This window comes from Pseudoxanthomonas winnipegensis, assembly GCF_004283755.1.
Lineage (GTDB): Bacteria > Pseudomonadota > Gammaproteobacteria > Xanthomonadales > Xanthomonadaceae > Pseudoxanthomonas_A > Pseudoxanthomonas_A winnipegensis.
Genome location: NZ_SHMH01000002.1, coordinates 415,902 through 434,188, shown reverse-complemented (window position 1 = coordinate 434,188; position 18,287 = coordinate 415,902). Strand labels below are relative to the sequence as shown.

Annotated in this window: 10 protein-coding genes; all 10 read left to right on the top strand. The window is 69.6% G+C overall.

What is annotated here, in order from left to right:
- Positions 1-251: 251 nt before the first annotated feature.
- The 10 genes from EAT51_RS05305 (at position 252) to EAT51_RS05260 (ending at position 18,285) form a co-directional block, all read left to right on the top strand.
- The gene (locus EAT51_RS05305; RefSeq protein ID WP_235872342.1) at positions 252-3,521 is read left to right on the top strand and encodes a TIM-barrel domain-containing protein; all 3,270 of its coding nucleotides are present in this window, start codon (positions 252-254) and stop codon (positions 3,519-3,521) included.
- A 120-nt stretch (positions 3,522-3,641) separates the two neighbouring features.
- A complete protein-coding gene (locus EAT51_RS05300) occupies positions 3,642-6,635 on the top strand; it encodes a TonB-dependent receptor domain-containing protein (protein WP_130561375.1) in 2,994 nt (997 codons plus the stop codon).
- Positions 6,636-6,839: 204 nt separating this feature from the next.
- Positions 6,840-8,195, top strand: coding sequence for a Gfo/Idh/MocA family protein (locus EAT51_RS05295; protein ID WP_130514786.1), 1,356 nt, complete (start codon positions 6,840-6,842; stop codon positions 8,193-8,195).
- 914 nt (positions 8,196-9,109) lie between these two features.
- Positions 9,110-10,612 (top strand): NosD domain-containing protein, encoded by a 1,503-nt coding sequence (locus EAT51_RS05290; RefSeq protein WP_205953459.1) that lies wholly within the window; start codon positions 9,110-9,112, stop codon positions 10,610-10,612.
- Between the two features lie 56 nt (positions 10,613-10,668).
- Entirely contained in the window at positions 10,669-11,964 is a 1,296-nt protein-coding gene (locus EAT51_RS05285; protein ID WP_130514784.1) for a carbohydrate porin, read from the top strand.
- A 76-nt stretch (positions 11,965-12,040) separates the two neighbouring features.
- The gene (aroD, locus tag EAT51_RS05280; protein ID WP_228257819.1) at positions 12,041-12,898 is read left to right on the top strand and encodes a type I 3-dehydroquinate dehydratase; all 858 of its coding nucleotides are present in this window, start codon (positions 12,041-12,043) and stop codon (positions 12,896-12,898) included.
- A 921-nt stretch (positions 12,899-13,819) separates the two neighbouring features.
- The gene (locus EAT51_RS05275) at positions 13,820-15,154 is read left to right on the top strand and encodes an alginate export family protein (protein WP_228257836.1); all 1,335 of its coding nucleotides are present in this window, start codon (positions 13,820-13,822) and stop codon (positions 15,152-15,154) included.
- 18 nt (positions 15,155-15,172) lie between these two features.
- Positions 15,173-16,513 carry a spinster family MFS transporter gene (locus EAT51_RS05270; protein ID WP_130514780.1) on the top strand — a complete coding sequence of 447 codons (1,341 nt, stop codon included), beginning with the start codon at positions 15,173-15,175 and terminating at the stop codon, positions 16,511-16,513.
- A gap of 84 nt (positions 16,514-16,597) precedes the next feature.
- The gene (locus EAT51_RS05265) at positions 16,598-17,077 is read left to right on the top strand and encodes a MarR family winged helix-turn-helix transcriptional regulator (RefSeq protein ID WP_130514778.1); all 480 of its coding nucleotides are present in this window, start codon (positions 16,598-16,600) and stop codon (positions 17,075-17,077) included.
- A gap of 209 nt (positions 17,078-17,286) precedes the next feature.
- The gene (locus EAT51_RS05260) at positions 17,287-18,285 is read left to right on the top strand and encodes a SphA family protein (RefSeq protein ID WP_425478184.1); all 999 of its coding nucleotides are present in this window, start codon (positions 17,287-17,289) and stop codon (positions 18,283-18,285) included.
- The last annotated feature ends 2 nt before the right edge of the window (positions 18,286-18,287 follow it).

The following is an 18,287-nucleotide window of genomic DNA, read 5'->3' as shown; positions in this document are numbered from 1 at the left end:
GCGGTGAGGCACCAGCAAAGCGAAACAATCCCGCCGGCTAATCTTTCTTTTCAGCACGCGCTTAGTTGCTTTTGCCTTTCATTTCGTTGACACCTTTCGAAATGCTGCCGTACAGTCGGCGACGAACTGCAATTCGCACGTCGGTTGAACCGGCAAACGGAGCCTTCCAGGTGCAAGTCCGAGCCCCGCGATCGCCGCTGCGTGCCACCCTCCTGTCAGCGCTGCTGCTGGCCTCCGGTGCGGCCGGGGCCATGTCGATCGGCAATGTGCGGTCGGTCAGCGCGCAGGGCGAGCACGCCTGGCTGCTGCGCACCGACAACGGCGGGGTGATGCGCATCGAGGTGGTCGCCGCCGACATCGTGCGCGTGCAGGCCGGGCGCGACGGCAGGCTCACCGGCGCCGGCGACAAGGCGACGCCGATCGTGCTGCCGCAGCCGGCCACCGCCGCGCAGGCGCGCCTGGAGGAAGACGCCCAGGAGCTGCGCGTGCGCACCGATGCGCTGGTGCTGCACGTGCAGCGCGCGCCCTTACGCCTGCGCCTGGAGCGGCTGGACCAGGGCCGGGCGGTGTCGCTGTGGCAGGAGCTGCAGCCGCTGGACCTGGGCCAGGACCGCAGCGTGCAGGTGCTGTCCTCGCAGCCGGACGAAGGCTTCTACGGCGGCGGCCAGCAGAACGGGCGCTACCAGTTCAAGGGCCGCGAGCTGGAGATCTCCTACTCCGGCGGCTGGGAGGACGGCGACCGGCCCAGCCCGGCGCCGATGCTGCTCAGCGACCGCGGCTGGGGCATGTTGCGCAACACCTGGCGCGACGGCGACTACGACCTGCGCCAGCCCGACCAGGCCACGCTGCTGCATCGCGAGGACCGCTTCGACGCCTATTACTTCGTCGGTGCCGGCCTGCCGCAGCTGGTGGAGCGCTACACCCGGCTCACCGGCCGGCCCACCATGCTGGCGCGCTGGGCGCTGTCCTACGGCGATGCCGATTGCTACAACGATGGCGACAACGCCAAGAAGCCCGGCACCGTGCCCGACGGCTGGCACGACGGCCCCACCGGCACCACGCCCGACGTGATCGACACGGTGGCGCGCCAGTACCGCGCGCACGACATGCCCGGCGGCTGGATCCTGCCCAACGACGGCTACGGCTGCGGCTATACCCAGCTGCCGCAGGTCGTGCAGGGGCTGGCCAAGTACGGGTTCAAGACCGGCCTGTGGACTGAGAACGGCGTGGACAAGATCGCCTGGGAGGTCGGCACCGCCGGCAGCCGGGTGCAGAAGCTGGACGTGGCCTGGACCGGCAAGGGCTATCAGTTCGCCATGGATGCCAACCGCGCGGCCTACGACGGCATCCTGGACAACTCCGACTCGCGCCCGTTCCTGTGGACGGTGATGGGCTGGGCCGGCATCCAGCGCTACGCGGTGGCCTGGACGGGCGACCAGAGCGGCAGCTGGGACTACATCGCCTGGCATATCCCCACGCTGATCGGCTCGGGGCTGTCGGGGCTAGCCTACGCCACCGGCGATGTGGACGGGATCTTCGGCGGCAGCGCCGAGACCTATACCCGCGACCTGCAGTGGAAGGCGTTCACGCCGGTGCTGATGGGCATGTCCGGCTGGTCGGCCAACGACCGCAAGCACCCATGGTGGTTCGACGAGCCCTATCGCAGCATCAACCGCGCCGCGCTCAAGCTGAAGATGCGCCTGACGCCATACATGTACGGACTGGTGCACGAGGCGGCGCAGACCGGCGCGCCGCCGGTGCGCGGGCTGATGTGGGACTTCCCCGGCGACCCGCATGCGCACGATGAGACCTACAAGCACCAGTTCCTGCTCGGCCGCGACCTGCTGATCGCGCCGGTCTACCTCAGCCAGGCCGCCAGCCGCGGCTGGCGCCGCGACATCCACCTGCCGGCCGGCACCTGGATCGACTACTGGGACGGCCGCCGCGTGCAGGCCGGCGCGCAGGGGCGCCAGCTGGACCGCCAGGTCGATCTGGCCACGCTGCCGGTGTTCGTGCGCGCCGGGGCGATCGTGCCGATGTATCCGGAGATGCTGTTCGACGGGCAGAAGCCGCTGGACGAGGTGACCTTCGACCTGTATCCGCAGGGCGACTCGCAGTACACGCTGTACGAGGACGACGGCAGCACGCGCCGCTACCAGCAGGGCGAATCGAGCACGCAGGACGTCGTCGTGCACGCTCCGGAGCAGGGCGCCGGCCCGGTGCGGGTGGAGCTCGGCGCGGTGCAGGGCCAGTACCAGGGCCAGCTGGCGCAGCGCCGCTACGCCTTGCGCGTGTCCAGCCGGCAGGCGCCGCGCGCCGTGCGGCTGGACGGCCGCGCGCTGCCGCAAGTGGCCGATGCCGCCGCGCTGGAGCGCGCGACCGAAGGCTGGTCCTTCGACGCCGGCGAGCGTCGCGGCACGCTGCACGTGCGCACCGCGACGGTGGATATCCGCACGCCGCTGGCGCTGGAGCTGGACTTCCCCGTCGCGCCCGCGCCGGCCGACGATGCCTACCCGGCCGCGCCGGAGCTGGGCCGCGCGCTGCCCGCCGACAGCCTGCTGGTCGTCAACCGACCGGCCGAGGAGCCCGGGCAGCCGCTGGAGAACGCCTTCGACGACGACCCCGGCACCTGGTTCCGCACCGTGCGCAACCAGGCCGTGCGCACCGGCGCGCACGAGTGGGTGGTCGGCTTCGGCGAGCGCAAGCTGATCGACGGCATCGAACTGGCCCCGCGCAACGACGCCAACTGGAAGCACGGCCAGGTGCGCGACTACGAGGTCTACCTGGCCGACAGCAACGGCGAGTGGGGCGCACCGGTCGCGCGCGGCACGCTCAAGCTGGCGCAGGGCACCCAGCACATCGACTTCCCCGCCCACGCCGGGCGCCTGCTGCGCTTCCGCGTGCTCAGCGTGCAGAACCCGGAGGGCGACGGCGCATCAAGCACCGATCCGATGGTGCTGGCCGCCCAGGGTGGCGGCGGCGCGCGCGCCATCGATGCGCTGCAGCCGCGCGATGTCGGGCCGATCACGCTGTCCACCTTCCATATCCTCGAACACGTCGAGCCCGAGCGCCCCGCCCAGCAGCGCTTCCTGTCCGAGCTGCCGCTGCCGGCGGCGCTGGCCGGCCGGGTCATGCCCGACCGCGCGCTGCGCGGCGGCGAGCTGCGCATGAACGGCCTGCTATTCCGCCGCGGGCTGGGCGTGGGCCCCGACAGCCGCATCGACCTGGCGCTCAAGGGCCAGTGGCGCCTGCTGCGCGCCGACCTGGGCATCGACGATGCCTGTCGCCAGGCCGGTGGGCTGCAGTTCCAGGTGTTCGGCGACGGCCGCCTGCTCTACGACAGCGGGCTGGTCCAGGCGCCGGGCGTGGTCAAGCCCGAGCTGGACATCCGCGGCCTGTCGACCCTGAGCCTGCGCACCACCGGTGCGACCGGCGCCTCCCCGTCCCAGGTCTGCGCCGACTGGGCCAATGCCGTGCTGATCGGCCAGGAGGGCGACACCGCCAGCGTCCTGCGCCCATGACCCCCGCGTAACACCGCTCTGCCCCGCCCTTCCAGCCGCGACCGCAAGGCCGCGGCCCTGGGATCGCTTTGTCCGGCGCACCGCCACCCAAGCGCCGTTATCTGCCAGGAGAGACCCTCGATGTTGCCCGCACGCCCGTTCCGCCCCCGCTCCCGTTCCCCGCTGTCGCTGGCCCTGGCCAGCGTGCTGCTGGCCCTCGCCCTGCCCGCCGCCGCCCAGGACACCACCGACCAGGACGGCGAGCAGGCCAAGGACCAGCAGGCCACCGACCTGGCCCGCATCCAGGTCACCGGTTCCAACATCAAGCGCACCGATGTGGAAACCGCCTCGCCGGTGCAGGTCATCAGCAAGCAGGAGATCGAGAACATGGGCGCGCGCACGCTGCTGCAGGTGCTCGACAACCTGCCGGCGGCGCGGCCGGCGCAGCAGGACTTCCGCTCGCTGTTCTCAGGCTCCGACGGCGCCTCGCAGGCCAACCTGCGCGGCCTGGGCGCGCAGGGCACGCTGGTGCTGCTCAACGGCCGCCGCCTGTCCTACTACGGCGCGCCGGCCGGCTTCCAGACCCAGTTCGTCAACATCGACGCCATTCCGGCCGCGGCGATCGAACGCATGGAAGTGCTCACCGACGGTGCCTCGGCCGTGTACGGCACCGACGCGATCGCCGGCGTGATCAACGTGATCACCAAGCGCGACTACCAGGGCGCCGAGATCAACCTGACCACCGACAGCTCCTCGCGCATCGACTCCTACGGCGAGCACCAGGCCAGCATCACCGGCGGCTTCGGCGACCTGGACCGCGACCGCTACAACGTCTACGGCTCGGTCAACTACTACAAGCGCGATGCGATCCCGCTGAGCGATGTCTACGACAAGCGCCCGGCGCAGTACTACGTCAACAATCCCAACTACCTGAAGAACCTGCGCCTGGGCACCGGCAGCAAGCCCGGCGAGTTCAATCCGGGCAGCTACTTCGCCTTCGACCCGGTCACCGGCAAGAAGGTGCAGGAGGCCGCGCCGGGCTGCAACAACGTGCTCACCGCCGAGGCCGCCGGCCCGCGCTGCATCTGGCAGACCTGGATGAACAACGAGATCGATGGCGGCGCGCAGTCCGAGCGCACCACGGTCTACCTCAACAGCCACTTCCTGGTCGGCGACACCACCGAGGCCTTCGCCGAGGGCACCTACACCGACATCGACCTGCGCGCCAACGGCGGCACACCGCGCGCGTTCAACACCACCACCGGCAATCCGACCAGCTGGTTCTCGCGCAATACCGGCACCACGGTCAACCAGTTCCTGTATCCGTATCTGGGGCCGAACAACGAATACAACCGCGCCAGCCCGGCGCTGAAGGCGATGATGGGCGGCGTGGTCGGCCTGCAGTACCTGCTGCAGGACGCCGGCGATGACTACTTCGGCCAGCGCAACACCGACAAGAGCTATCGCGTGGTCACCGGCCTGCGCGGCCAGCTGGGGCAATGGAACTGGGAGACGGCCTTCGCCACCGCCGGCAGCCACTCGGTCACCTACCAGACCGTCAACGTCAACCTGAAGGGCTTCGAGAAGGCCTTCGGCCCGTTCACCGTAGAGCCGGGCACCGGGCGTGTGATCATCTCCGACCATCCGGCGTACAAGTTCGGCGAGATCAGTGAGGCCAACGCGGCGCTGATCCGCGAGGCGTTCCCGACCTTCGACATCCAGTCCTGGACGCGCCTGCATACCCTGGACGGCAAGATCGAAGGACCGATCGCGCAGCTGCCGGCCGGCGAGATGCGCGCGGCGTTCGGCTTCAACGCCACCCGCGAGACCTTCTACACCCCGGGCAACCCGGACGCGGCCAATGGCCTGATCACCCAGCAGGGCGGCTCGTGGTTCGACGGGGCGCGCAACACCTATGCGCTGTTCGCCGAGACCGTGGCCCCGCTGACCGAGAAGCTGGAATTGGACGCGGCGTTACGCGCGGACAAGTACCCCAACTTCGACACCAACCTGGCGCCGAAGATCGGCCTGAAGTACCAGGCGCTGCCGCAGCTGATGCTGCGCGGCACCTACTCCGAGGGCTTCCGCGCGCCCAGCCTGGCCGAGGCCGGCACCGGCGGCGTGTTCGCCCAGCTCGGCGGCTACCGCGACGAGACCCGCTGCGCCGAGACCAACGCGATCGCCAACCTGCTGCTGCAGTCGCGGCGCGCCGGCGATGTGGACCTGGGCAATGCGCTGCTCAACAGCGACTGCAGCCGCACCGTGGCGCGCATGACCCAGCCCAACAAGAACCTGCAGCCGGAGAAGGCCAAGATCGCCACGCTGGGCTTCGTGTTCGAGCCCGTGCGCTGGCTGTCGGTGTCGGCCGACTACTGGTTCGTCTATCGCCGCAACGAGATCGTGGCGCCGGACTACAGCAAGCAGACCGACATCCTGTCGATGACCCGCTCGCCGATCACCGACGCCGACCGCGCCAACCTGGCGCAGCTGGCGGCCATGTGCGCCGACCCCAGCGCCGGCGTGGCCTGCCCCGGCACGTTGCCCGGCTACAGCGTGGGCAACGTGTCCGCCGTGGTGGGCCAGTACAAGAACCAGGGCAAGACGCTGATCGACGGCTTCGACATCGATGCGCGCAGCCAGTTCTCGCTCGGGGCCTGGGGCAAGTTGAACCTGGGCCTGGCCGCCACCATCGCGCGCCGCAGCGAGAGCTACATCGACGAGGAGTACCGCTGGTACTACGGCAACACCGTGGGCTACTACAACAACCCACGCCTGCGCGCCACGCTCAACGCCGACTGGACCTACCGGGCCTTCACCACCAGCCTGTTCTTCAACTACACCGGCGGCACCAAGTGGGGCTGGGACCGGATCGACGCTCAGGACAACAATGCCGATACCTGCACCGCCGGCTACCTGCCGCTGGAGAAGAGCAAGTGCGACGGCGCGCCGTCGTGGTGGACGGCCAACCTCAGCGTGGCCTGGCGCCCGGACGCACACTGGAACGTGGGGCTGACGCTGAAGAACCTGTTCGACCGCAAGCCCTTCTACGATCCCAACAGCTTCCTGGGCGACTCCAGCGACTACGCCAGCATCTATGGGCGGGTGGTCAGCCTGCAGGCGGGGTACAAGTTCTGACCGGCGTGGGCCCCTCCCCTTGCGAAGCGGGGGGAGGCGGGGAGGGGTTGTCTCCGCGCGCGTAGTGGTAGAGCAACCGCTCCCCTCCTCCCCTTCGCCTACGGCGAAAGGCAGGGGCGGAAGCCGAGCAACACGTGGCACCGTTTCAACGCGCCGGCGCGCCGTGCCGGCTCATCGCATTCCAATGAAGAGGACACCGCATCCATGAACCGCAGAGACTTCATCGCCGCAGGCGGCCTGCTGGCGGCCACCAGCCTGTTGTCGGCCACCCCCGCCTGGGCGCGCGGCCGGCGGCTGCGCATGGGCGTGATCGGCACGGGCATGCGCGGCCAGGTGCATCTGACCGAGCTGCTGCGCCGCGACGATGTGGACGTGGTGGCGCTGTGCGACATCGAGCCGATCATGCTCGGACAGGCCCAGGCGATGGTCGCCAAGGCCGGCAAGCCGGCGCCGAAGCTGTACGGCGCCGACGGCGATGTGAACGCGTGGAAGCGCCTGCTCGAGACGCGCGGGCTGGACGGGGTCATCATCGCCACGCCGTGGGAATGGCACGCGCCGATGGCCATCGGCGCGATGCAGGCCAAGGTGGCGGTGGGCTGCGAGGTGGTCGCCGGCATCACCCTGCAGGACCACTGGGACGTGCTGGAGACCCAGCTGCGCACCGGCACGCCGTACATGCTGCTGGAGAACGTGTGCTACCGGCGCGATGTGATGGCGGCCCTGCAGATGGTGCGCGCCGGCCTGTTCGGCGAGCTGATCCACCTGCAGGGCGGCTACCAGCACGACCTGCGCGGGGTGAAGTTCAACGACGGCAATCCCGCCCACCCCTACGACAGCGGCGTGGAGTTTGGCCCCAAGGGCTGGTCGGAGGCGCGCTGGCGCACCGAGCATTCGGTCGAGCGCAATGGCGATCTCTACCCCAGCCACGGCATCGGCCCGTGCGCGATGTACACCGGCATCAACCGCGGCAACCGCTTCACCCGCATCAACGCCTTCGCCACCAAGGCGCGCGGCCTGCACGACTACACGGTGGAGAAGAGCGGCGGCACCACGCATCCCAGCACCAAGGTCACCTTCAAGCTGGGCGATGTGGTCACCACCACCCTGGCCTGCGCCAACGGCGAGACCATCCTGCTGCAGCACGACACCTCGCTGCCGCGCCCGTACTCGCTGGGCTTCCGCGTGCAGGGCACCAAGGGGCTGTGGATGGACCTCAACCACGGCGTCCATATCGAGGGCCGCAGCCCGCCGCACGAGTGGGAGGACTTCAAGGCCTACCAGGACCAGTACGAACATCCGCTGTGGAAGCAGTACGCCGGCGATGCCGCCGGGGCGGGCCATGGCGGCATGGACTGGTTCGTCATGCACGCTTTCGTCGAGGCGCTCAAGGCCCAGGCGCCGATGCCGATCGACATCTTCGATGCGGTGACCTGGAGCGCGATCACCCCGCTGTCCGAGCAGTCCATCGCGCAGGGCTTCCAGACGCTGGACTTCCCGGACTTCACCCGCGGCCAGTGGCAGCAGCGCAAGCCGATCTTCGCCTTCGACGCACGCTACTAGCCCGCGGCTGCCAGTGCCGATCTCGACGCCGCCTGGCTCCGCCGGGCGGCGTTTTTTGTTCTCGCAGGAGTGCGGGGATACGAATCAGGTGATGGCATCAGAGCGAGGCCTGCGCGCGGGCTTCGCCAGCCAGCCTCGACCCGGCCGGGCACGGCTCCTCGGCTCGGTCCGCCATCCCTGGCGGACTCGCCGCCGCGGGCCATCCTTGGCCCGCTCTCCGCGCGCCCGGCCGGGTCGAGGCACTGCGGCGGGTAGATCGAGACTTCTTTCGATTCAAAGACACCGAGCGAGCGCTCTGCCCCCTCCCTTTCGCCGCAGGCGAAGGGGAGGGCCGGGGTGGGGTGCTTTTGCTCTTGCTTCGTTGGCTTTCTCGGTAAAGCCCCCGACCCCTCCCCATCCCTCCCCTGCGCTGCGCGCAAGGGAGGGGGCCTCAAGTTGAAGCCCTCCCGTCACTGATCGCGCTCTGCGCATGGGCTAGGGGTTCGAACGACCGCGCAAGCCGAAGCCTCGTGACTGGACGCGCGCGGCAGCGGGCCGGCGGGCGGGGGCCGCGCCTAGCGAGGCAGGAAGCCGAGCGCCCGAATCAGGGCAGGATGCCCTGATTGAGGGATAAGCGGCCCCCGCCCGCCGGACCGCTGCCCATCCGAAGCCGAGAACGCCACAAGCCCTCAATCAGAGAAAATTCCCTGCGCGCGAGGCCCGGCCATTGGACCAAGGTAGTAGCCCGATAGTCCGATATTCGCACCATCAAGCGAATATCGAACTTGAATGCTGCACTGCGATAAAACTAGCGTGTGCACCTGTCCTCACGGGTGCCGGATCGACGGCGGCCGTTGCCGCGGCATCACGCGCACCCCGCCCTTGCGGCATGCTGCGCGGCCCGCGCAGACACCCCTGTACCGCCGGAGATCCAGATGCGCCCCGTCCTCCTTGTCGCCAGCGGCCTGCTGGCCTGCCTGCCGCTGCTGGCCGCCGGCCATCAGGCCGAGCCCGATCCGGCCCCGCGCCAGGTGCTGAAGGTGGACCGCTACGACGATGACGAGGCCCCGGGCTCGCTGCGCTGGGCCATCACCACCGCCAACGCCGCTCCCGGCACCTACCGGATCGAGATCGCCGCGGTCGGCGCCGCGCCCTATGTGATCAAGCCGCGCGCGCCCCTGCCGGAGATCAAGGGCCCGGTGGCCATCGTCGGCCTGCCCTTCGCGCAGTCCGGCCAATACGTGGCCATCGACGGCGCCGCCTACGTCACCGGCACCGGCACCCAGGCCTGCCCGGGCGCGGTGCCGGGCCAGTACGGCACCAATGTGCGCACCACGACCCTGCCGGGCTTGGTCCTGCGCGACACGCAAGGGGTCGAGCTGGCCGGGCTGGAAGTGCGCAACTTCTGCATCGGCGTGCTGATTAACCGCAGCCACGACAACTGGCTGCACGACAATCGCATCGTCGCCAACAAGGGCGGCGCCGGGGTGATGCTGACCGGCGACGACGGCAACGGCCAGTCCACGCCGACGACCACCGTGCACAACCGCGTGGTACGCAACGAATTCATCGACAACGGCGATGGCCTGGAGCTGACCCGCGGCGCGGCCTGGAACCTGGTGGCCGACAACCTGTTCCGCTCCACCGACGCCAATCCCGAGCCTTCCCAGGGCATCGAGATCCTGTGGGGCAACGACAACCTGGTGCTGCGCAACCGCTTCGAGGACTACTCCGACGGCCTGCAGATCAACTGGGGCAACCGCAACACCATCGCCGCCAACACCTTCACCGGCAATTCCATCGGCGTCAGCCTGACCGGCCGCGACAACGTGGTCGACGGCAACACCATCACCGGCAACGGCATCGGCGTGGCGCTGCGCCCGCAGCCGGTCTCGCGGCCCAACCGGATTACCGGCAACGCGATCTTCGGCAACGGGCTGAAGATCGAGCGCTGCCAGGCCGGCGGCGCCTGCGTGCCGGGCCAGGCGCGCGGCGCGATCGTGTTCGGCGTGCCGGGGCTGGAACATGCCGACTTCGTCGGCTCGCGCGGCGGCGGCGTGGAGAGCGATCCCGCCAAGCTGGCCAAGATCTGCAGCGCGCGCGTCACCGACCACTGCCAGCCCGCGCCCAACGACGGCCTGGCCGCGCCGGTGGTCGAACAGGCCCGCCGCAGCGGCGCCACCCTGCAGATCCAGGGCCAGCTGCATGGCACGGCCAACACCGTCCAGCGCGTGGAAGTCTTCGGCAACCCGCGCGCCAGCGACACCGAGGCGGCCCGCTACCTGGGCGATGCCCTGGTGACCACCGACGCCCAGGGCCAGGCGCGCTTCTCCTTCGCCGTGCCGGCCGCCGCCGATGTCGCCGGCGTCACGGCGACCGTGACCGCCGTGGACGGGGCCACCTCGCCCCTGTCCGCGCCGCGCGCCGTGGCGCGCTGAAGTCCCTGCCCGACCGCCGCACCCGTAATTCCTTCGCATTCACCGGTAATCCCCCCATGTCGTACGTCTCCCGCCCCTTCCCCCGCGCCCTGACGCCGCTGGCGCTCGCCCTGCTGGCCACGCCGCTGCTGGCCCAGGCGCAGGACCGCTTCGATGCGACCACCATGACCGGCGGCTGGAACGGCGAGCGCGCCGCGCTGGTGGACAAGGGCATCAGCCTGCGCGGCGACTATGTCGGCGAGGCGATGGGCGTGGTCGATGGCGGCCTGGACACCGGCGCGCGCTACGCGCAGCAGGTGCGCGTGGGCTTCGATCTGGACATGGGCAAGCTGGCCGGCTGGGACGGCGGCACCTTCCGCTTCACCCTCAACGACCGCCGCGGCCGCAGCACCTCGGCCGACCTGGTAGGCAACCGCTTCCCGATCCAGGAAGCCTACGGCGGCCAGTACACGCGCCTGTCCGAGCTCAGCTACGACCAGACCTTCAACGCCGGCCGCTCGTACTTCAAGCTGGGCTTCTACGCGATGGGCAACCAGTTCGGCCTGCTCAGCGCCGGCACCAGCTTCGTCAACGCCGCCTTCTGCGCGCACCCGCTGGCCATGAGCGGCAACAGCGGCTGGTACAACTACCCGACCGCGCGCTGGGGCGGCGAGTTCGCCGAGCAGTTGACGTCCTCGGTGAACCTGCGCGCCGGCTGGTTCCAGGTCAATCCCAACCTGGGCGGCAACATCGAGCGCAACGCGTTCCGGCCCTTCGTCGAGGGCACCACCGGCTCGCTGTTCCCGGTCGAGCTGACCTGGAAGCCGGGCGCCGGCACGCTGTATCCGGGCGTGTACAAGTTCGGCGGCTATTACGACTCCTCGCGCGTGCCCAAGAAGGGCCTGGACACCAGCAGCGTCACCGGCCGCGACGGCGCCTACGTGCTGGCCGAGCAGAAGCTCTACACGCCGGGCAGCGACGCGAGCATCGGCCTGAACGCCTTCGCCGAGTACATGGTCTCCGACAGCGACACCGCCCAGCTCAAGCGCTGGTACGCCATCGGCGGGGTATGGCAGGGCGTGGGCGCGCGCAGCAAGGACCGCATCGCGCTGGGCTACGTCGGCTCGGACATCAACCATCGCCTGCTGGATGCGCGCCGCGCCGCGCTGACCACCGCCGGCGTGCCGGCCGATTCGCCGCTGTTCGCGCTTAGCGGCGCCGAGGAGCTGTACGAGCTGTCCTACAGCTTCCAGGTCAATCCGTGGCTGATGCTGCGCCCGGATGTGCAGTACATCACCAACCCCGGCACCTTCTCCTACGCGCAGACCGACAACGCCTTGGCCGTCGGTCTGCAGGCCAAGATCACCTTCTGAAAGACGCCGCACCGCACGCCATCGCTCCCGGGAGGGACTTGAGATGAAGCTCCGCCGTACTACCCTAGCCGCCCGCATGCTGCTGGCCCTTACCCTGATGGCCGGCGCCGCCATCGCCGCCAATGCCGCCGACATGACCAACGCGTCCACCCCGCCCGCCGTCCGCATCATCGCCGTCAAGGGCGTGCAGATCGGCCAGGGCGCGCCGAAGACCATCGTGCCGATCACCGGCAAGACCGCGGCCGAGCAGCTGGCCCAGGCCCAGCGCATCGGCGCCAATGCCGACACCGACGTGGTCGAGTGGCGCGTCGACTACCTGGACATCGCCAGCGACGCCAAGGCGCTGGTCAAGCTGGCCCCGCAGATCGCCGCGGCGGCGGGCGGCAAGCCGGTGATCCTGACCTTCCGCACCAAGGCCGAGGGCGGCGCCACCGCGATCGCCGATGCCGACTACGGCAAGCTCTATGCGGCGCTGATCAAGGCCCATGCCGCCGACCTGTACGACGTGGAGATGTTCCGCGACCGCGCGGTGGTCCAGGCCATCGTCGCCGCCGCGCACGCGGCCGGCGCCTACGTGGTGATGTCCAACCACGACTTCCACGCCACGCCGGACACGGCCGAGATCGTCGCCCGCCTGCGCCAGCAGCAGGCCCTCGGCGCGGACGTGCTGAAGATCGCGGTGATGCCGCAGAACCCCGGCGATGTGCTCAAGCTGCTCGATGCCACCTGGCAGCTGCGCCAGAGCAGCGACCGGCCGCTGCTGACCATGTCGATGGGCCCGGTGGGCGTGGTCTCGCGCCTGTCCGGCGAGACCTTCGGCCAGGCCATGACCTTCGGCATGATCGGCACCGCCTCGGCACCGGGCCAGATCGAGGTCGGGCGGCTGCGCGAGGTGCTCGACACGCTGCATCAGGCGGCCGGTGCAGCGCACTGAGCCGGCGTCATACCGCTTAAGTTTCTCCATGCCGCCGAGCCGTCCTCCGGCGTGCTCGAACGGGTGCGCGGCGCGTCGACGCGCACGATCCGGGTGCGCGTCGATAAGCATGACCACGCCCGCGTGACGGCGATGGAAGTCATCGCGTCGCGGGTTGCCAGCGACGGGTGACTGTCTGACCGTGCGCTGGGCCAAAGGTGCGGCGCCGGCCTGACCTGGATCGCCTTGTGCTCGCCGATCCCGGCGCCGATGGCCGAGCGATCAACCCTGTCGGGATGCGACTGTGGTGAGGAAGCGGCCGCCGCGGCGCGGTTCGTCCGCAGACCGCGGCGAGCGGCGCGATCGCAAGGGCGTGCTCACGCGCAGTTTCGCGTCGCGTCCTCTTTCGCGCTGAGCTCGGGACTCGAATTGTTGGCTGCCGACGCTGGCGGCGGTCGTCCACGCGGCGCACTTACTGCCGGCGAACCGGGCTTGCGTGCGCGTACCGCGCCCACCGCTGACCGCAATTGTGGCCAAGAGCGCAAGACGCGTAAGGCAGATCAACCCTTCCGCAACCGAGCAGCCGGGCAGCCGGTCTGGCCACGCGCCCCACGCGCGGCGCCATACCTCCCTTTTGCCGGCGACGCTCGCGGCACGCGAGGCGCCCTCCCGCCTGGCGACCTCGATAAGCCCACCGAATCGAACCACCGCGCGCGCATCGCGCGATGCTGCAATGCAGCTTGCGAAGATCGTTATGGCCAGTAACCTTTATTTGAATTAATCAAATTGCCATCCGGCGCTCGCCGGGATGGTGGCGCGGTCTTCGTTGCAGTCGGTCGTACATGGCATCCGGTCCTTGGGAGGGAATCGATGGCAGTGCAGGACGGAGCAGGACGAGTCTCATCGGCACGGCGCCTGCGCCGCCTTTCCGGCTTGGCGGCGGTGCTCGCCGCCGGCGCGGCGCAGGCGGCAGGTCCGCAGGCCAAGCTGTTGCCTTACGAAGAGGACTACAGCGCGCTGGGCGCCGTCTCCAGGACGGGCTGGGAGCGGCTCAAGTACATCCCGGTCGGCTCGGGCTGGCTGAGCCTGGGCGGCGAGAGCCGCACGCTGTACGACTTCCGCCAGGACAACGGCTTCGGGCGCTTCGCCACCGACCCGCACGGCTACTGGCAGCAACGCTTCCGTCTGTGGGCCGACTATCGACCCACGCCCAACTTGAGACTGTTCGGCGAGCTGGCCAGCAGCTCCGTCGCCGGACTGCGGACGCGGCCAGTGCAGGCCACCGACCGCAACGCATTGGTCCTGGCACAGGGGTTCGTCGAACTGTCCGGCGACGCCGCGGTGCCGACCTGGCGGCTGCGCGCCGGCCGCCAGCAGATCGCCTACGCCTGGCAGCGCCTGCTCGACCCGCGCGATCCGGCCAATTCGCGGATGCCGTTCGATGCGCTGCGCGTGCTTTACCAGCGGCCGGGCCTGAGCGGCGGGCTGCTGTGGGGGCGTCCGGTGCAGACGCGCGTGGGCAGCTTCGATGACCGCAGCGACGATGCCCAGCGCCTGTGGGGCGCGCACGTGGAGAAGCCGCTGTACACCGGGACGCAGGGCGCGGCGAAGCTGGAAGCGATCTATCTGGACACGCACCAGAACGGGCGGCGCTATGCCGGCGTGGTGGGCGAGGACCATCGCCAGACCCTGTCGACCCGCTTCAGCGGCACCTACGCGCGCTGGGACTACGACCTGGAGTTGATCGGTCAGCGCGGCCATTTCGCCGGGCAGCGCGTGCGCGCCTGGCAGGGTTCCCTGTTCGCCGGCTACAGCTTCGACCAGGCCTGGAAGCCGCGGCTCGGCCTGCGCATGGAGGCCTCCTCCGGCGACAGGCGTCCCGGCGATGGCGAGCTCAACACCTTCAATGGCCTGTACGCGCGCGCGTCGGTGTTCGACGGCAGCATGCTGACCACCAACGTGCGCTACTTCGGCCCGGAGCTGGTGCTGCGCCCCAGCGACAAGCTGTGGGTCGACCTGTACGTGCTCAAGCTGCAGCGCCAGAGCCTGCACGACGGGGTATACGCGGCCGGCTGGCGCGTGGTGCAGCCAGGCGATGCCAACCAGGCGCGCGACATCGGCGTGCGCAAGGTGATGTGGGTGAAGTATCGCTTCAACGACTTCGCCAGCCTGGATGTCTATGTCCATCACACCAGCGCCGGTGCGTTCCTGCGCGAGGGCACGCGCGAAGGCCGCGACTACTTCTACGTCGCCCCGTACCTGACCTTGCGCTTCTGAGCGCCGGAGACCGATTCGATGACCGCTGCCGCTCCCGCTCCGATCGTCTCCGCCGCGCCCGGCGCCACCGCGCACCGGCCGGTCTATGCCTGGTACGTCACCCTGGTGCTGCTGCTGGCCTATACGCTGTCCTTCGTCGATCGCCAGATCCTGGGCCTGCTGGTGCAGCCGATCAAGCGCGACCTGGGGCTGTCCGATGCGGCTTTCAGCATCGTGCACGGGTTCGCCTTCGCGGTGTTCTACACCTTCATCGGCGTGCTGCTCGGACGCGTGGCCGACCGCCGCAATCGCCGCAACCTGATCGTGATCGGCATCGTGGTCTGGATCCTGGCCACCGCCGCCGGCGCCTACGTCACCAGCTTCTTCACCCTGTTCCTGGCGCGGGTGTTCGTCGGCGTCGGCGAGGCCTCGCTGTCGCCGGCCGCGTACTCGATGCTGGCCGACTACTTCCCGCCGCACAAACGCGCGCGCGCGATGAGCGTGTACACCGCCGGGGTCTATATCGGTTCGGCGGCGGCCTTCATCGTCGGCGGCATGGTGATCGCCGCCACCAGCCAGGCCAGCGAGGTGGTGCTGCCGCTGCTGGGCAGCTTCCGGCCCTGGCAGGCGGCCTTCATCATCGTCGCCCTGCCGGGCCTGCTGGCCATCGCGCTGATGCTCACCGTGCGCGAGCCGGCCCGGCGCGAACAGCAGGCCAGCGCACCCGCACCGGACCTGTCGCACCTCAGGAGCAACCTGCGCGTGTACGCCGCGCTGTTCCTGGCCAACGGCGTGATCGCGATGATCACCTTCGGCATCACCGCCTGGCTGCCGGCCACCTTCATCCGCCAATGGGGCTGGACGCCGGGGCAGATCGGTCCGGTCTACGGCGTCATCATCCTGACCTGCGGGATCGGCGGCATGCTGCTCAGCGGCTACCTCGCCGACCGGCTGGCGCTGCGCGGGCGCAGCGATGCGGCCCTGCTGATCTCGCTGGTCGGGGCGCTGGTGCTGATCGCCACGAGCCTGCTGTTCGCCTTCGCGCCGAGCCCGACGATCGCACTGGTGGCGATCGCGCTGACCACGTTCTTCCTGGGCATGCCGGTGGCGCTGGCGCCGTCGATCCTGCAGGCCGTCACGCCCAATCGGCTGCGCGGGCAGGTGACCTCGATCTACCTGCTGCTGGTCAACCTGATCGGCCTCGGCCTGGGCCCGTTCCTGGTCGCGGCGGGCACCGACTATGTTCTCGGCGACGAACACCGCGTGGGCCTGTCCCTGGGCGTGGTCTGCACCCTGTCGGCAGCGATCGGTGCCCTCTGCCTGATGGTCGCCGCCAGACCCTATCGCGCGCTGCTGCGCAGCAGCGGAGCGCATGCATGAGGCCGCATGCGAGCTGCCGGGCCGATGCACGCGGGCACGACCCATCGCTGCGTTATGCTGTGGCTTCCTCCACCGCGTGCCTCCATGCCGGTCTTGAGTACACCCGCTCCCCTCGGCAACAGCGAGACCGTCGAACCGATCGATCAGGCCCGCTTGACCCGTCTGCTCGGTTTCCGGTTGACGCGGACCGAGCTGCGTATCCGCCGGATGTTCCTGGACTGCGTGAGCGCCTGCGAGCTCAAGCCGGTCGATTACTCGGTGCTGGTGCTGGTGGATGCGAACAGCGGCGTCAACCAGCGCCAGCTGGCCGAGGTGCTCGACGTCTCTCCGCCCAACCTGGCGATCGTGATCGCGCGCCTGGTCAAGCGGCGCCTGCTGCGCCAGGTGCGCGGACAGCAGGACCGGCGCATGCAGCACCTGCACCTGACCGCCGCCGGCAAGACCCTGCTCAACCGCGCCGAGACGCTGATCCTGGAGATGGAGTCGCGCTTCAGCCAAGCGCTGGGCGCCACACAGAGTCGGGCGCTGCTGCGCGCGCTGGACACGCTGACCGCGCTCGACTGACCGGCCACACCGGCGCGCCTGTGAGGCGCGCGCGGCGCGAAGTCCACTTCCACTCTCCCGCATGCGCCTGCACAGGCGGCGCCGTTGTGGCCGCGCGCCATGGACCTGCCGCCGCGGCCGGTCCGTGCCCGCTGTTTCTCCCCCTGCTGTCCTCCCCGCGTTCGGCCCTTCAGCTCCTGACCTGAGGTCTTGCAGTGAACCGTCCTCGCATCCGCGTTTGTCGTCTCCCCGCCTCCGGCCGCTGGCGTCGGCCCCTGGCCGCCGCGCTGGTCCTGGCCACCGCGCCGGCCTGGGCGCAGGCCGTACCGCAGACCGTGCAGTTGACCAGCGGTCTCAACACCGGCGGCACCAGTTTCCTGGATGGCTTCGGCCGCACCGATCCGGGCCTGAGCATCATCCAGTACGCGCGCTACTCGCAGCTCGATGCGATCAAGGACAGCGACGGCGATGATTCGCCGTTGTTCCGCGATCCCCGCATCCGCTCCAGCCTGCTGCTGACCCAGCTCGCCTACGCCACGCCGTACACGCTGGGGCAGGGACGCCTGGGACTGACCGTGCTGCTTCCGTTGGTCAACCTGGATGCCAGCTTCGCCGGCAGCAGCCCGGTGCGCCTGCGCGATAACGGATTCGGACTGGGCGATATCACCTTCGGCCCTTACCTGCAGATGATGCCGGTGATGCGCGGTGGCCGGCCGGTGTTCACCCAGCGCTTCGAGCTGGACGCCATCGCGCCGGTGGGCAAGTTCGACCGCGATCGCGATCTCAACCAGAGCGCGTGTGCCTGGTCGGTCGTTCCCAACTGGGCCTTCACCGTGCTGCCGACGCCGCAGTGGGAGATCAGCGCGCGTCTGAACTATGTCTACAACTTCCGCGCCGACAAGGCGTCCAACCCACCGCCCGTGCCTGGCTTCGTGTTCCGCAACGGCAAGGCCGGCGATGCGGCGTGGCTGAACTTCGCCACTTCCTACGCGCTCAGCCCGTCCTTCCGGCTCGGCCTCAGCGGCTACTACCTCAGGCAGCTGCGCGACAACCAGACCAACGGCCAGCGCGTGGCCGACACCAAGCAGACCCAGTTCTATCTCGGCCCGGGCGGGTCGTGGCAGTTCGATCGCCGCAACATCCTCAACGCGACCTTCTATGCGCCGGTCGAGGTGAAGAACACCGCCTCCGGTCGCAACGTCAATTTCCAATACATCCACGTGTTCTGATC

What these genes read in the sequence shown, in the direction of transcription:
- EAT51_RS05285 (WP_130514784.1), top strand. Translation starts at nt 10,669, where the DNA reads ATGTCGTACGTCTCCCGCCCCTTCCCCCGCGCCCTGACGCCGCTGGCG.
- EAT51_RS05295 (WP_130514786.1), top strand. Translation starts at nt 6,840, where the DNA reads ATGAACCGCAGAGACTTCATCGCCGCAGGCGGCCTGCTGGCGGCCACC.
- EAT51_RS05265 (WP_130514778.1), top strand. Translation starts at nt 16,598, where the DNA reads ATGCCGGTCTTGAGTACACCCGCTCCCCTCGGCAACAGCGAGACCGTC.
- EAT51_RS05305 (WP_235872342.1), top strand. Translation starts at nt 252, where the DNA reads ATGTCGATCGGCAATGTGCGGTCGGTCAGCGCGCAGGGCGAGCACGCC.
- aroD (WP_228257819.1), top strand. Translation starts at nt 12,041, where the DNA reads ATGCTGCTGGCCCTTACCCTGATGGCCGGCGCCGCCATCGCCGCCAAT.
- EAT51_RS05300 (WP_130561375.1), top strand. Translation starts at nt 3,642, where the DNA reads ATGTTGCCCGCACGCCCGTTCCGCCCCCGCTCCCGTTCCCCGCTGTCG.
- EAT51_RS05290 (WP_205953459.1), top strand. Translation starts at nt 9,110, where the DNA reads ATGCGCCCCGTCCTCCTTGTCGCCAGCGGCCTGCTGGCCTGCCTGCCG.
- EAT51_RS05270 (WP_130514780.1), top strand. Translation starts at nt 15,173, where the DNA reads ATGACCGCTGCCGCTCCCGCTCCGATCGTCTCCGCCGCGCCCGGCGCC.